We start from the raw sequence: 13832 nt of genomic DNA, 5'->3' as shown, positions 1-13832 counted from the left end.
ATTGATGCGCTCAAGCTTCTCCGGGATTGGGAACCGCTTCCGACCGGGCAATCGGGCGCGTCAGCCGCAGAATGGCGAAGAATGCGGCGACGGCGACGGTGCTGAGCAATGCTGCGATCGACAGTGACCATGATACGCCGAGACTGCCCATCAGGAAGGCGAGTGCGAACGGCGCCATCGAGGCGACGACGAGACGGACCGACATGATTTGTCCTTGCCGCCGGCCGTAGCCATCGCTTCCGAAGAGCGCGAGCGGCAAGGTTCCGTAGACGATGCTGTTAAGGCCTGAACCGAGGCCGAAGACGACTGCAAAGACCAGAGCGCCGGGCACCGAGGGTGCGGTGGCGATGAGGATGACAAGGGCTGCCGGCAGCAGGACGGCGCAGATGATCGCCAGCATCACTTGCGACAAGCTCTCACCAAAGACCATGTTGATGAGGCGACTGAGCACCTGTGACGGGCCGAAGAGCGTTCCGACCACCACTGCCATGGCGCCGAGGCCAAGTGCCGACATCACAGGCACCATGTGAACCAGAAGTGCCGCGTTCACGAAGCTCTCCAAAGCAAAGCCCGTCACCATCAGGATAAAGGCCGGCCGGCGCACCGACGGCTGAAGGCTCGGCTCGACGTGTTTTGCGGCCGCCTCTCCGGTCCGTTTCCTGGTCTCGCTGAAGCCACGGGAGAGCCAGGCGTGAAGGGGAAGGCAGATGGCGAGATGAAGCGCGGCGAAGATCAGATAGACATTCTGCCATGATAGATGCGCGTGCAGCGCCGTGGTGATCGGCCAGAAGATGGTCGAGGCAAAGCCGGCGATCAGCGTCAGGTAGGTGATGCTGCGCTGAGCAACCCGTGGCCTGATCTGCACGAGCAAGGCGAAGGCGGCGCCATATTGCACCAGGTTCGAGGCGACCTCGATGCCGATCAATGCCGCGATAAAAGCGATCTTTCCCGGTGCGAAGGCGCAGGCGATAAGGGCGGCTGCGGCAATCGCCGAGCCTGATGTCATGATCCTGCCCGCGCCGAAGCGATCGATCCATGTGCCCATAAGCGGTGCGGCCAGGCCGCCGATCAGAAGCGCCGCGGAGAGGGCGCCGAAGATCCATTCCGATGACCAGTTGAGATCACGGGCCATGTCAGGGGCGAGGATGCTGAAGCTGTAATAGAGGCTGCCATAGCCGATGATCTGCGTGAGCCCGAGTGCGGCGATGGCGGCTAACGGCGGTCGTTCGGCGCTGATTGTCATAGGGACCTGAGGCTGACGCGCTGTTCGAGCTTTTCGGCTTCCTCTTTCCGTTCGCTGTAGCGGTCGGTCAGATAGTTCGAGGCATCACGGGTCAGCAGTGTGAACTTCACCAGTTCCTCGCAGACGTCGACGACGCGGTCATAATAGGATGAGGGTTTCATACGGCCGTTCGCGTCGAACTCCTGGAAAGCCTTGGCGACGGAGGACTGATTGGGGATAGCGATCATCCGCATCCAGCGGCCAAGGATGCGCAGTTGGCCGACCGCGTTGAACGACTGGGAACCGCCGGAGACCTGCATCACCGCCAGCGTCTTGCCTTGTGTCGGCCGCACCGAGCCAACCGACAACGGAATCCAGTCGATCTGCGCTTTCATGATACCGCTCATTGCGCCATGACGTTCAGGACTGACCCAGACCTGGCCTTCCGACCATGCCGACAATTCGCGCAGTTCCTGAACTTTTGGGTGGCTCGCCGGTTCCTCGTCAGGCAGCGGCAGACCTTCGGGATTGAAGATCCGCACCTCGCAGCCGAAATATTCGAGCAGCCGTGCGGCCTCCTGTGCGAGGAGGCGGCTGTAGGACACCGTTCGCAGGGAGCCATAAAGGATCAGGATGCGAGGCTTGTGCGTCGAGAACGTCGGCCTGAGTGCATCCATATTCGGCTGATGCAGATGCATCGGAGATGCTGCGGGCAGATCAGACAATGCGCTTGCCTTCCGCATCGAGCACCTTCTCGCCGTCCTCTTTGGTGAAGGCGCCCTTATGCGTTTCCGGGAGGATTTCGAGGACAAGTTCCGACGGCCGCGACAGGCGTGTGCCGAGCGGCGTGACGACGAAGGGGCGGTTAATCAGGATCGGATCTTTCAGCATGGCGTCGAGAAGCTGGTCGTCGGTAAGGTCGGGGTTGTCGAGGCCGAGCTCCGCAAAGGGCGTGCCCTTTTCGCGGATCGCCTCGCGAACACTCAATCCTGCATCCGCAATCATCTTGATCAGCTGTTCGCGCGACGGCGGGTTTTTCAGATATTCGATCACATTGGGCTCAATGCCGGTGTTCTGGATCATCGCCAGCGTGTTGCGCGAGGTGCCGCATTCCGGGTTGTGATAGATCGTCACATCGATAGTCATCAGGCAGATTCCGTCTTGGTCAGGGTTTCAGGATTGCGGGATTCCATCAACAGCCATCCCGCGAACATCAGCGCCAGCAATGCGCCGAGGATTTCAGCAACGAGAAAACCCGGTAGATCGATCGGGCGGATGCCGGAAAATGTGTGCGTCAGTGATCGGGCAATCGCGACCGCGGGATTGGCAAACGACGTGGAAGCGGTAAACCAGTAGGCGGCGGTGATATAAAGGCCGACCAGCCATGCCACGGCATCGGCGCGAAAGCGAACACCGGCGAAGATGACGAAGACGAGGCCGAAGGTTGCCGTCAATTCGGAGAGCCATTGTGCGCCGCCGGTCCGCACGGTTTCCGAGGCCTGCAGCAGGGGAAGAGCGAACATGGCATGGGCGAGCATCGTTCCGGCAATGCCGCCGACGATCTGCGCGGCGATGTAGGCCGGAAGGGTAGAGGCGGGCAGCTCGCGCCGGAGCGCAAAAACCAGCGACACCACCGGATTGAATTGCGCGCCGGAAATCGGGCCCAAGATGGTGACGAGGACGACAAGCACCGCCCCCGTTGCCAGCGTATTAGCGAGCAGCGCAAGCGCCGTATCGTTCGTCAGGCTATCCGCCATGATTCCGGATCCGACGACGGTTGCCACCAGCAACAGCGTGCCCAGGGCTTCGGCGGCGAGTCGTCGAGACAGCGGAAACACTGGCGCGCTCATGCCGGCAGGCTCCGGACCATCAAGGCGGCGGATGCCGGGCACAGGCTTGCGGCCTGGCGCGTCGTCAGGATGGCGGCGGGCGCATCATCGCGGGCGATCGGAAGAAAACCGAGCGATTGAAAGAACGGGGCGGCCGTTTCAGTCAGCACATAGGCAGCAGCAGCACCTTTCTTATGGGCCTGATCGAGCAAGGCAAGGGTAATCGTATGGCCGAAGCCAAAGCCTTGCTGATCGGGCAGCACGACAATGGAACGCAGGAGTGCGGCCTCGCCATAGAGTTCCAGTCCGCCGAAGCCGACCGTCTGGCCGCCGCGCGAAAACCGGTAGAAGCTTCGGCCGGGGTCTGTGAGGTCATCGACCGGAAGTCCGGCGGCTGCGAGCACGGCGCGAAGGTTGTCATCGGGCCCTTCCAAGGCCTGCTGGTTCAAATCGAAACCCATCAGCCGGCCTTGGACGGTTTTGCTGTCGTGCCTTCCATGGCGCCGATCTGATGCAGGTGCGATTGAAGCGCGAGGTTGTCGATCGAGGAAAGAGGCTGCAGGATCGATTCCGCCAGGATCGAGCGGGCAGAATTGCCCGTGCAGAGAAAGAGCACATTGTAAACGCGATCAGTGGTCATTGCAGTTTCTCCTTCCCTTTTGGCGCACAGCAGGCCGCGACCTTCGCGGCAGGGGCACAGATTTCCGGATGCCCGGAGCAGCAATCTTCCATCAAGAAGCGAACTAGGCCACCTAGCGCCTCGTAGTTCGCGGTATAAATGATCGACCGGGATTCACGCTGCTGCGCGATCAGCCCGGACCGTTCGAGTTCCTTCAGATGGAAGGAGATATTGGACGGCGAGACCTCCGCCTTCTCCGCGATCGCGCCCGCCGCCATACCGCCGGGACCCGAAACCACGAGCATACGGACGATGTGCAGGCGGGTTTCCTGCGACAGCGCGCCGAACGCTATGAGGGCTTGACGTTGATCCATATTTCAATAATCCTTGAACTGTTGAAGCAAGGATTAACTGATATGAAGATCATCGACAACAGCAAAATTCAAGAGAACGACATCGATCTCGGCCTGCTGCTCGAGATGCTTGGCGGCGCCAAGGATTCTCCGCTGATTTTTTATTACGACGGCAAGCCGGTAAAGCCCGGCTATCATGTCACCGAGGTCAAGGCGGGCCAATTCTCAGGCCTCGACTGCGGCGCCAATCCCGAGGCATGGGCGGAGATCTTCATCCAGCTCTGGGACATCGAGGAAGGCGACCGCGCACATATGCCGGCCGGCAAGTTCTATTCCATCATCCGCAAGGTGACGGAGCATGTGCAGCTCGACGGTTCGGCCAAGCTCACCTTCGAGGTCAGTGACGGCGTGCGGCCGATGCAGCTCTATTGCGCCGCGAGACCGATTCTCAGCGCCGGCGCCGTGCATGTCGAGCTATCGCCGCGGCCGGCAAGCTGCAAGCCGCGCGACCGCTGGCTGGCGGAGGAAAGCAGCAGGGCAGCCGCCTGCTGCGGTCCGGCCGCGGCAAAGAGCGGCTGCTGCGCGTAAAACTCATGAGATCGCGGCAGAGCAGCGGTAGCAGTGAAATTGAAAAAGTATTGACTGACCACCAGTCAGTCATATAAATCGAGACTGTCGGCTACTACCGGCGGCATCCATTTCACGCCCGGAGATCGCAATGAGCGCGCAGACCCTGTTGAACTCTCTGTTCCAATACAAAGCCAGCGTCGACGATGAGCTTCTCGATGCTTTGAACGCGCTCGAAGCTGACGCGCCTTCCGACGCGTTTCGGTCGGCGCTTCGCGTGCTCAACCACGCTCATCTCGTCGATGGCATCTTCGTTGCCAATCTTCAGGGGCTGGGTCATACCTACGCGGCGAGCTGGAGCAGCGAAACGCCGCCTTTGGCGCAGCTGTCGGCCGATATCCGGGATACCGACCGTTGGTATATCGATTACACCTCGCGGATCAGCCTTCAGGAAATGGAGGAGGTCGTCGACTTCACCTTCACCGATGGCGGACGCGGGCGCATGTCTCGCGAAGAGATGCTCGCCCATGTGGTGACGCATGGCGGTTATCATCGCGGTGAAGTCGGTCGCCTGCTGCCTGATATCGAGAGCACCGCAATGCGCGACGTGTTTACCGGCTACCTGCACAGGACCGATCCCGCGCGCCGTCAATGAGAGTGGAGCAGTCCCGTCGATGCCGGCCGATCCTGTTTCAAAACCGAGAACCAAGCCCGCCGAAGAGCGGCGCGACGAGTTGATGATCGCGGCCGAGCGGCTTTTTCTGGAAAAAGGCCTGGAGCAGACGACGATCGAGGAGATCACGACGGGGGCCGGGGTCGCCAAGGGCACGTTCTACCTGCACTTCTCCTCGAAGGCCGATGTTCTCCAGGCGCTGCGCGCCCGTTTCGTGCAAAGCGTGCTGGATGGCATCGTCGCGGCGATCGAAGGACGAGGGCAGGAGGATTGGCACGGCAAGCTGGCAGCCTGGTCAACGGCATGCGCCACCGGCTATCTCGATGCGGCCGGGCTGCATCATCTCGCCTTCGTGGCGGCACCCCCCGCAACGAAGGAAGGACTTTCGCGCAACATCCTGATCGACCATCTGAGCGAACTGCTTGCCGCTGGCGCTGGCGAGAATGCCTGGTCGGTCGACGATCCCGGCTTCACGGCGGTGTTCCTGTTCAATGCCCTGCACGGTGTGGTCAATCGGCCCGGCATCGGCGAGACACCGGCTGCTCGCGCCCAATTGCTGCGCGCGATCGAGGCGCATTTCCTGCGCTCGCTGGGCTTGCCGTCAGGTATGGATTAAGCGCTGGGCATCCAGGGATGACCCCGGAGGGCACTTGCCACATCCGGCATCCACCCGGCCAGGTCGTGTTGAATAGCCTGGGCTCCATTGCTGAGATCTGCACGAGGCAACGAAGACGCTTTGGAAAGCAAGGCAGAAATCCTGTCGCAAGTCCGTCCAGCCACTCTAAAGGCTATATTATGAGGGGAACAAGCTGCGGCGTGGCGATCTTCGTAATGTGACGTTGTCGGCAAAGCCCGTTCGATGCCGAGAGTGCGGTGCTTCGCGCCTGATTTCTTAAGCATATCTGCAAGAAATCGGGGGCGATCCCATCGGGCCGCTTCTTCGCTTCATATCCCGGCGCGCTGATTAATAATTATTCAAATCAATTGATGTATCGATTTGATCCGGGGACAGATTTTACATCAAAGGTTTGCTATGGCGTTTCTAGGTATTTCGGGGATGCAATATTCCGGGGAAATGTTTGCTGGCGCGCGCATTATTGTCGCGGAAGATTCCAACGTATTCACCTCGATGATCAGCAAACGCCTCAAGGAGCTGTTCGACATCGATGTCGAGATTTGCCGCAGCTTCGAGGATCTGCAGTTTTCCTACGACAAGTCTTCCGATCCGATCACGCTGGCGATCTCGAACATCAACCTGCCCGGCGCCGAAAACGGCGAAGCGCTCGAGTATCTGGTCGATCTTTCCATCCCGACCATCGTCTTTACCGGCACCTTCCACGAAGGCATGCGCGACAAGCTGATGGCCAAGGACATCGTCGATTATATCCTCAAGGACAATATCTTCGCCGTCGACCTTCTGGCGGAATCGATCTGCCGGTTCCTGACCAATCATCGCCACCATGTGCTGATCGTCGACGATAGTGCGACGGCGCGCGCCCTGCTGTCGAGCCGGCTGAAGCGTTACAATTTCCGTGTGAGCGTCGCCGAGAACGGCGGCAAGGCGCTGGAGATCCTGAAGGCCAATCGCGATATCGGCCTGATGATTACCGATTACAACATGCCCGACATCGACGGCTTCGAGCTGACGCGGCGCATCCGCTCCAATATCGGCTCGCATGAGTTGCGCATCATCGGCGTTTCCTCTTCGTCGAACCGGCTGCTTTCGGCACGATTCCTGAAGGCCGGCGGCAATGATTTCATGTTGCGTCCCTTCATCGACGAGGAGTTCTACTGCCGCGTCAACCAGAACCTCGATACGCTGCTGCAAATTCAATCGATGCGCAAGGAGCGGGCGGTTGCCTGACGGCTCTTCCGGCATCGGTATCGGCAGGGGGGCGGAGGCGACTGTCGGGGACAGTCGTCGAATTTTTGCAATTAGAGGTAATGTCGCTTTCATTTGTCCCCTTCACGCGCATAAGCCTCTCGGCTATCGTCCGCCCCGGGGAGAGGGCCGAGTCGAGCCCGTCGGACGTATGGGGGAATAGCGGCTGTGGCGTTTCAAGCGGATTTTCAGCGAGATGGCATTGGGCTCCGCTCCGGCGGGCTAAAAATACTTCTGGTTGAAGATTCCCGGATGTTTTCTGCCGTGCTCTGTCACCGGTTCCAGACCGAGCTCGGCCTTGCCGTCAAATCCTGCCCGTCACTGAAGGCTCTTCGCAAAGAACTTGCCGAGGACGGTCACGGCTACACCATGGCCGTCGTCGATCTCAACCTGCCGGATTCGCCCTATGGCGAAGCACTCGACTGCACGATCGAGCACGATATCCCGGCGATCGTCTTTACCGCGACATTCGATCTCAACACGCGCAACAAGATCATGGAGCGCAATGTCATCGATTACGTGCTGAAGGACAATGAATTCGCGCTCGACAATCTGGTCGCCACCGTCCGGCGGGCGATCTCCAACCGCAAGACGCGGGTGCTCGTCGTCGATGATGTCGCCTCGGCGCGCCAGGTGCTCGTCGACCTGCTGAAGGCGCAGCAATATCTCGTCGTCGAGGCAAGTTCGGGGCTCGAGGCGCTGGCAGCGCTCGAGGCCTACAGCGATATCGAACTCGTCGTCACCGACCACCACATGCCCGATATGAGCGGCTACGAGCTGACGCGGCGCATCCGCCATCGCTTCGGTTCTGACAGGCTGCGTGTCATCGGCGTTTCCGCCTCCAACGACCGCATGCTTTCGGCGAGTTTCCTCAAGGCCGGCGCCAGCGATTTCGTCTACCGGCCCTTTGTCGCCGAGGAACTGCAATGCCGCATCGCCAACAATGCCGAGACGCTGGCGCAGATGCGGCAGCTGCGGGCGGCGGCGGCCTGCGACTATCTCACAGGCCTCTATAACCGCCGCTATTTCTACGACAACGGCCCGAAGCTGGTGAACGAGTGCCTGCGGCTGAAGGTGCCGAGTTCCGTGGCCATTCTCGATATCGACCATTTCAAGCGGCTGAACGATACCTATGGCCACGAGATCGGCGACAAGGTGCTGAAGGCTGTCGCAAACAGGCTGTTTACGATCTTCGAAGGCAGCGAAAATCTTCTCTCGCGCCTCGGGGGCGAGGAATTCGCCATCCTCTTTCCGCAGATGGATTCCGCTGCTGCGACCAAGCTCTGCGACGAGATCCGCTCGGACATTTCGCGGCTGAAGGTTACGGCCGACGACGAGGAACTCGGTGTTACGATTTCGATCGGCATTGCCGAAATCGGCGGTTACGAGACTTTCGAGAATTACCTCAACGCCGCCGACCAGTTCCTCTACATGGCCAAACACCGCGGCCGAAACCAGGTCTATTCCGACGCCAGAATGACGGAAGAGGCGGCGCAATAACGCCATCCCAGCGCGGGGGTGAAGCCGCCGCCTTTCACATCAGACGGCGACAGGCCTTTCCCAACGTCTCAAGCGGCGACGGCCCTCTTATAGCCTCAGGCGGCAACTGCCTGCCGTGCGGTCGCCATGGTCATCTTGCGCTCGGCGCGCTCCTGCTGCGGCGAGCGATGGTAGAGTTCGCGATAACACTTGGAGAAATGCGAGGCCGAGACGAAGCCGCAGGCGACGGCGACCTCGACGACCGGCATCGAGGACTGCACCAGCAGGTGGCGGGCGCGGTCAAGGCGGATTTCCAGATAGTAGCGGGCCGGCGAGCGGCCCATCTCCTGGCGGAACAGCCGCTCGATCTGGCGGCGGGAGAGGCCGGCACCGTCGGCGATCTCGATCAGCGACAGCGGCTCGGCGAGATTGCCTTCCATCAGCTCGATGATCGACAGCACCTTGGCGTTCTGCACGCCGAGGCGGGCGCGCAGCGGCAGTCGCTGGCGATCGTGCGGGTTGCGCACGCGGTCGGTCAGGTGCTGCTCGCAGATGCGGTTGACGAGGCTTTCGCCGAAATCCTCGCCGACAAGGTTCAGCATCATGTCGAGCGAGGCGGTGCCGCCGGCGCAAGTATAGAGATTGCCGTCGATCTCGTAGAGATCGGCATAGACCTCCGCCTGCGGGAAGGCTTCCGAAAAGCCCGGCAGGTTTTCCCAGTGGATGGCACAGCGCTTGCCGTTCAGGAGACCGGCCTGGGCAAGCACATGCGCGCCCGTACAGAGGCTGCCGACGGCAACGCCGCGATTGTAGCATTCACGCAGCCAGGCATTGACCGACTTGTTGTTGAACTGCTCGACATCGATGCCGGAACAGACGAGCACCATGCCCGGCCGGTTTTCGCCGCCGAGATGGCGACGTTCCTCGGCAAGCGAGGAATTGGCCTCGACGCCGATGCCGCAGGAAGAATAGACCTTTTCCCCGTCGACAGAGGTCAGCCGCCAGGTATAGGCCTGATAGCCGAGCATGCGATTGGCGATGCGCAACGTGTCCACGGCCGCCGAAAAGGGCAGCATGGTGAATTGCGGTACCATAAAGAAGACCAGTGAACGCTTCTTGATCTGCATCCTATTCATAGCGAAATCCATGCTCGAGGGGCGATGACACATTCGTTGCGCGGAATGCGTCGCGCCGATGTCCTGAAAGCGACACTGGCATGGAAAAATGCGGCCGGGAAGAGCAAATATGCGACATAGCCCACGTTTGGGCCGGTCAAACTATCGGGATGGCCGGGGACAGCGCAGATGACAGATTCACGGGAGACTGAAATTCAAGACTGAAAAGGGCTTGGGAATGGACAGTCAGGCCGCGAAAAAGGCGGCGTTGCGCAAAGCAGACGCCGCCCCTATCTTGGGAAGAATGTCGCATTCATTGCAGCCAGCTGATGTCATTGCGCTGTCGTTGAAATTTAGCCAAAAGGCATGCGGGAAGCATAACTGGCGCTGCATGACCCACGCCAAGATGGTGCTGTGTTTCCCGAAGAGTATTTTAGTCGCAGGTTCCACAACGACTCGTCGCATTTAATCCAAAAGGCAGCATTAAATGAAGGACCTCGCTTTTCAGGGCACGTGGCGAGCATATCAGCAGAAGATACTTGATGATCTTGCAAATCTCTTAGGCGATGACGGATTGCATATTGTCGCGGCACCCGGCTCCGGTAAAACGGTTTTAGGTCTTGAAGTGATGTGCAGGCTCGGTGAGGCGACTTTGATTCTGGCTCCGAGCAAGACCATCCGGGACCAATGGGCGCATCGGCTGCGCACGATGTTCCTGCCCGCCGACCTTGCCGAACCGGAATGGATTTCCCACGATGTGAGAGCGCCCGGAACCGTCACGATCATCACCTATCAAGCTCTGCATGCGGCGTTCTCGGGCCATCCGTCCGAAGAAGAAATTCCCGACGGTGAAGAGGAGGGCAGCGACGGGGCGCAAGTCGGTGAACCAGGCAAGCAGGAAACGGAGAAGGCGAGTAAGAAAATCATCGCGAAGCTGCGCGAGGAGAAGGTTCGCACCCTTGTGCTCGATGAAGCGCACCATCTTAGAAACGAGTGGTGGAAGGCCCTGACGATGCTCAAGGAAGCACTAGGTCAGCCCACAGTCGTCGCGCTGACAGCGACGCCTCCTTATGATGTAGATCCTCAGGAATGGGACCGCTATCAGGCGCTTTGCGGGCCGATCGACGGTGAAATTTCCGTGCCGGAACTTGTGTTGCAAGGCGATCTTTGCCCGCATCAGGATTATGTCCACTTCAGCCTGCCGAGTGCGCTGGAAGCACAGAAGCTGGCCGAGTTTCGTGCGCAGATCGGAGACTTCATCGAAACGCTGCTTGAGAGTGCAGAATTCAAGGAGGCAATTCTGCGCCATCCATGGATTACGCAGCCGATCGAGAATGTGGAGCATATACTGGACGATGCACGCTTTTTCTCCAGCATGCTGATCTTCCTGAAATCACAATATGTCGACATGCCGCAGTCGACTCTCGACATTCTCGGCGTCAAGGCGCGTGAAGTACCGGATTTGACGCTTGAATGGATAGAGGTATTGCTGAACGGCGCTATCTACACCTATCGCAGTGATTTCGAAGAAGCTGAACAGGCAATCCGCTGCCAGCAAGACAGGCTGAGGGAAATTAGGGCAGTGGAGCACGCCAGAGTGCGACTGACTGATCCACGATCGGTTCAGAAGCTGCTGGTATCAAGCGTGAGCAAGCTCAACGCGATCGTCGATATTGCCCGGCTCGAAAGCGCGTCGATGCGTGACGAACTCCGTATGGTTATCCTCTCCGACTATATAAGGAAGGATGCGCTGCCCACTGCCCCCACGGACCTTCAGCCCATCGAGAGAATGGGCGTCGTGCCAATCTTCGAGACGCTGCGGCGGTGAGAACTTGATCTCAAGGTAGGAATTCTGACGGGGAGCCTGGTTGTCATTCCGGCGGAATCAAAAGGGATTCTTGACGAGATCGCAGACCGTCTAGGCATCGGTGCCGAACACATCCGTTATCAGCAGGCGGTATTCGATGCTGGCTTTCTGAGCGTTGAACTCTGCGGCGAGCCGAGCCGCAATATCGTCCATATAATCACCGAACTGTTCAGTCGCGGCGGGATCACGGCCCTGGTGGGCACCCAGGCTTTGCTGGGTGAAGGATGGGACGCACCGTCCGTAAACACTTTGATCCTGGCAAGTACGGTGGGATCATACGTACTCTCCAATCAGATGCGCGGTCGTGCCATTCGCATTGATCCTCGAAGCCCTCAGAAGGCTGCGAACGTCTGGCATCTGGCGGTCATCGACCCTGAAAAGCTCGAACAGAGAATACCGCTGCGCTTCGGGAGGAAATCGACCGATAGAAAAGCGCCCGATCCATATGACACGATGACAATAGACTTGGGCAGCGACGTCGATGCGCTGAAACGCCGATTTTACGCGTTTGAGGCTTTGTCCTTTGGCGAGCCTCCGGTGATCCAAAGCGGTTTTCAACGATTGATGCTGGGTACTGCCAAATGGAATGCGCGCGGTGTTGATGACATCAACAAAATGATGGAACGGAGGGCTGCAGACCGCAAATCACTGAGATCCCGCTGGCATAGTGCGTTGCACAGCAAACGCGCCATTGCGAGGATGCAAGAAACATTGGAGAGCAACTATGCCCCCAAGGGGCTAGTTAACTGGAATACGACAAAGTTTCTGTTTGCGCACAGCGCCGCACTCGCCGGCATGATCTTGAACGGATTCTTGCACAGCTTTCGCGTCACGCACATCCGATCGCTCCAACAACTGGAGTTGGTCCTGTTCGTTATGTTCGCATTACTGGCCATCTTCTGCTTGCCGGGCGCACTCAAAGCCAGTCTGTTGTTGCTGCGGAACGGCTCCCTGGAAGGGAGCATGAAGCAAGTGGGAATAACCGTTCTGGAGACGCTGCATCATATGGGCGTCATAACGACAGAGTTGGGAAATGTGAGTGTCGAGGCGACGCTCGACCAAAACGGCATAATTTACTGCCGGCTTGAGGGCGCCACGACAATTGAGCGGTCCCGCTTTCTCGACGCTCTACGGGAAGTGCTCGTTCCCCCACAGAATCCCCGCTACATTCTCGTCAGGTCGTCAAAATTCTGGCGGCTGAACCGGGTGGATTATCATGCAGTCCCGTCGATCATCGGTCGGAAAAGGGAGGATGCCATATATTTCGCCCAGCACTGGAATCGTTACGTCGGTTATTCGGAACTTGTTTACACGCGCAGTGTCCAGGGTCGCCTGAAACTGCTCCAATTCCGCGCGAAGTCATTCGCTTCCGCGTTTACAAGGAAAACCGATAGAATTAGCCGGTGGGAGTAATTGGGAAAGTATGATGCGGGCTCCCAGCTGCCTCAGCGTTTGCGCCTGATATGCAGTTGCGGGGCCATCCAATGCCGGCAAGGCGAACGACAATCGACAAGCAGATTCGGGAATTCGGAAGACGAAAAAGGCGGCGTTGCGCGAAGCAGACGCCGCCCCTATCTTGGGAAGAATGTCGCATTCATTACATGGTCCGGTGTTTGCTGTCGTCCGTGCTCGGCCAGCCGATGTCCTTGCGGATGTCGAAAGGCATAGCTTCGATTTCGCGGGCCGTCTGCCAGCGTGTCCAGGCGAGCACGAGCTTGCGGGCATAATGTGCCAGATCGAAGCGGCTGTCGCTGGAGGTGAGGGTCTTGCCACCACCCCGATAGGTGAGCGTGGTCATTTTCCGGTTCCTTTCTTAGGTCAAGGACATGGGGATCGATGGGAGGTTCGTCCATGTCCGTAATGCCAATATGGCCCCAGACAACTCATCATTCAAACGAATAGGGCTTATGGATAACATCAAAGATATTGAATGATCGGAGCGTGCCCGGCGGCCCTAGGCTGGCCTCGACATGTCGAAACCGCTTTATAGCGAAACAAAACCCGGCCTAGAGCGTAACTAAATCACGTATAGCGAAACTGATTCACCCATTCCGAAACTGTTTTCGCATCCGGCGCTTAAAACCGTAAGGCTATGAAATATCACTATTTTTCAGAAATCGATCATTCGGACTGTTGATTTCCACGCGGAACTGAGCCGGTTTTTCCACCGAGAAGTGAGCCACCTCTGAGTATGGTTTTCTGATCAGGATTTGGTCAAGGGATTAG

The 13832-nt window shown here is 58.8% G+C and carries 17 protein-coding genes; 8 read left to right on the top strand and 9 right to left on the bottom strand.

From position 1 onward, the window contains the following. Positions 1 to 10 precede the first annotated feature (10 nt). The 7 genes from arsK to FHT79_RS05045 are packed head-to-tail and all read right to left on the bottom strand — an operon-like array spanning position 11 to position 4044. Positions 11 to 1243: an arsenite efflux MFS transporter ArsK gene (arsK, locus tag FHT79_RS05075; RefSeq protein ID WP_028758638.1), complete on the bottom strand. Its 1233-nt coding sequence runs from the start codon at positions 1241 to 1243 to the stop codon at positions 11 to 13. After that, positions 1240 to 1965, bottom strand: a complete 726-nt coding sequence (arsH, locus tag FHT79_RS05070) for an arsenical resistance protein ArsH (protein ID WP_028758637.1) — start codon at positions 1963 to 1965, stop codon at positions 1240 to 1242. Before arsH ends, arsK begins: the two co-directional genes overlap by 4 nt. Beyond that, positions 1940 to 2368 (bottom strand): arsenate reductase (glutaredoxin), encoded by a 429-nt coding sequence (arsC, locus tag FHT79_RS05065; RefSeq protein WP_028758636.1) that lies wholly within the window; start codon positions 2366 to 2368, stop codon positions 1940 to 1942. Before arsC ends, arsH begins: the two co-directional genes overlap by 26 nt. Next, positions 2368 to 3072: an MIP/aquaporin family protein gene (locus FHT79_RS05060; RefSeq protein ID WP_028758635.1), complete on the bottom strand. Its 705-nt coding sequence runs from the start codon at positions 3070 to 3072 to the stop codon at positions 2368 to 2370. Before FHT79_RS05060 ends, arsC begins: the two co-directional genes overlap by 1 nt. Next, positions 3069 to 3512, bottom strand: coding sequence for an arsenic resistance N-acetyltransferase ArsN2 (arsN2, locus tag FHT79_RS05055; protein ID WP_047610321.1), 444 nt, complete (start codon positions 3510 to 3512; stop codon positions 3069 to 3071). The genes FHT79_RS05060 and arsN2 overlap by 4 nt, the downstream gene beginning before the upstream one ends. After that, positions 3512 to 3691, bottom strand: coding sequence for a hypothetical protein (locus tag FHT79_RS05050; protein ID WP_028758633.1), 180 nt, complete (start codon positions 3689 to 3691; stop codon positions 3512 to 3514). Before FHT79_RS05050 ends, arsN2 begins: the two co-directional genes overlap by 1 nt. Beyond that, entirely contained in the window at positions 3688 to 4044 is a 357-nt protein-coding gene (locus tag FHT79_RS05045; RefSeq protein WP_028758632.1) for a metalloregulator ArsR/SmtB family transcription factor, read from the bottom strand. The genes FHT79_RS05050 and FHT79_RS05045 overlap by 4 nt, the downstream gene beginning before the upstream one ends. Positions 4045 to 4086: 42 nt before the next feature. Here FHT79_RS05045 and FHT79_RS05040 point away from each other — a divergent pair, with 42 nt between their 5' ends. From FHT79_RS05040 to FHT79_RS05020, 5 genes are all read left to right on the top strand, one after another. Beyond that, positions 4087 to 4611, top strand: a complete 525-nt coding sequence (locus FHT79_RS05040) for a DUF6428 family protein (protein ID WP_028758631.1) — start codon at positions 4087 to 4089, stop codon at positions 4609 to 4611. 130 nt (positions 4612 to 4741) lie between these two features. After that, complete coding sequence (locus FHT79_RS05035) at positions 4742 to 5245, top strand: DinB family protein (protein ID WP_028758630.1); 504 nt, start codon at positions 4742 to 4744, stop codon at positions 5243 to 5245. Between the two features lie 19 nt (positions 5246 to 5264). Then, the gene (locus FHT79_RS05030; RefSeq protein ID WP_028758629.1) at positions 5265 to 5879 is read left to right on the top strand and encodes a TetR/AcrR family transcriptional regulator; all 615 of its coding nucleotides are present in this window, start codon (positions 5265 to 5267) and stop codon (positions 5877 to 5879) included. Positions 5880 to 6296: 417 nt separating this feature from the next. Next, on the top strand, positions 6297 to 7127 hold the full coding sequence (locus FHT79_RS05025; protein ID WP_047610313.1) for a response regulator: 831 nt from the start codon (positions 6297 to 6299) through the stop codon (positions 7125 to 7127). A 186-nt stretch (positions 7128 to 7313) separates the two neighbouring features. Beyond that, positions 7314 to 8645, top strand: coding sequence for a diguanylate cyclase (locus tag FHT79_RS05020; RefSeq protein ID WP_047610311.1), 1332 nt, complete (start codon positions 7314 to 7316; stop codon positions 8643 to 8645). A 95-nt stretch (positions 8646 to 8740) separates the two neighbouring features. Here the strand turns inward: FHT79_RS05020 and FHT79_RS05015 are convergent, their stop codons facing one another. Then, a complete protein-coding gene (locus FHT79_RS05015; RefSeq protein WP_018242426.1) occupies positions 8741 to 9760 on the bottom strand; it encodes a GlxA family transcriptional regulator in 1020 nt (339 codons plus the stop codon). A 217-nt stretch (positions 9761 to 9977) separates the two neighbouring features. Here FHT79_RS05015 and FHT79_RS05010 point away from each other — a divergent pair, with 217 nt between their 5' ends. From FHT79_RS05010 to FHT79_RS32035, 3 genes are all read left to right on the top strand, one after another. Further along, positions 9978 to 10208, top strand: coding sequence for a hypothetical protein (locus tag FHT79_RS05010; protein ID WP_246713930.1), 231 nt, complete (start codon positions 9978 to 9980; stop codon positions 10206 to 10208). A gap of 18 nt (positions 10209 to 10226) precedes the next feature. After that, positions 10227 to 11567, top strand: a complete 1341-nt coding sequence (locus FHT79_RS32040; protein ID WP_246713928.1) for a DEAD/DEAH box helicase family protein — start codon at positions 10227 to 10229, stop codon at positions 11565 to 11567. Between the two features lie 234 nt (positions 11568 to 11801). Further along, complete coding sequence (locus tag FHT79_RS32035; RefSeq protein ID WP_246713927.1) at positions 11802 to 13019, top strand: hypothetical protein; 1218 nt, start codon at positions 11802 to 11804, stop codon at positions 13017 to 13019. 184 nt (positions 13020 to 13203) lie between these two features. Here FHT79_RS32035 and FHT79_RS05000 read toward each other — a convergent pair whose 3' ends face one another. After that, positions 13204 to 13404, bottom strand: coding sequence for a hypothetical protein (locus FHT79_RS05000; RefSeq protein WP_047610309.1), 201 nt, complete (start codon positions 13402 to 13404; stop codon positions 13204 to 13206). Positions 13405 to 13832: the final 428 nt, after the last annotated feature.

The sequence above is a fragment of the Rhizobium sp. BK212 genome (assembly GCF_014197475.1).
GTDB lineage: Bacteria > Pseudomonadota > Alphaproteobacteria > Rhizobiales > Rhizobiaceae > Rhizobium > Rhizobium anhuiense.
The sequence above is the reverse complement of the archived record's forward strand: the minus strand, read 5'-3'. Positions and strand labels throughout refer to the sequence as shown.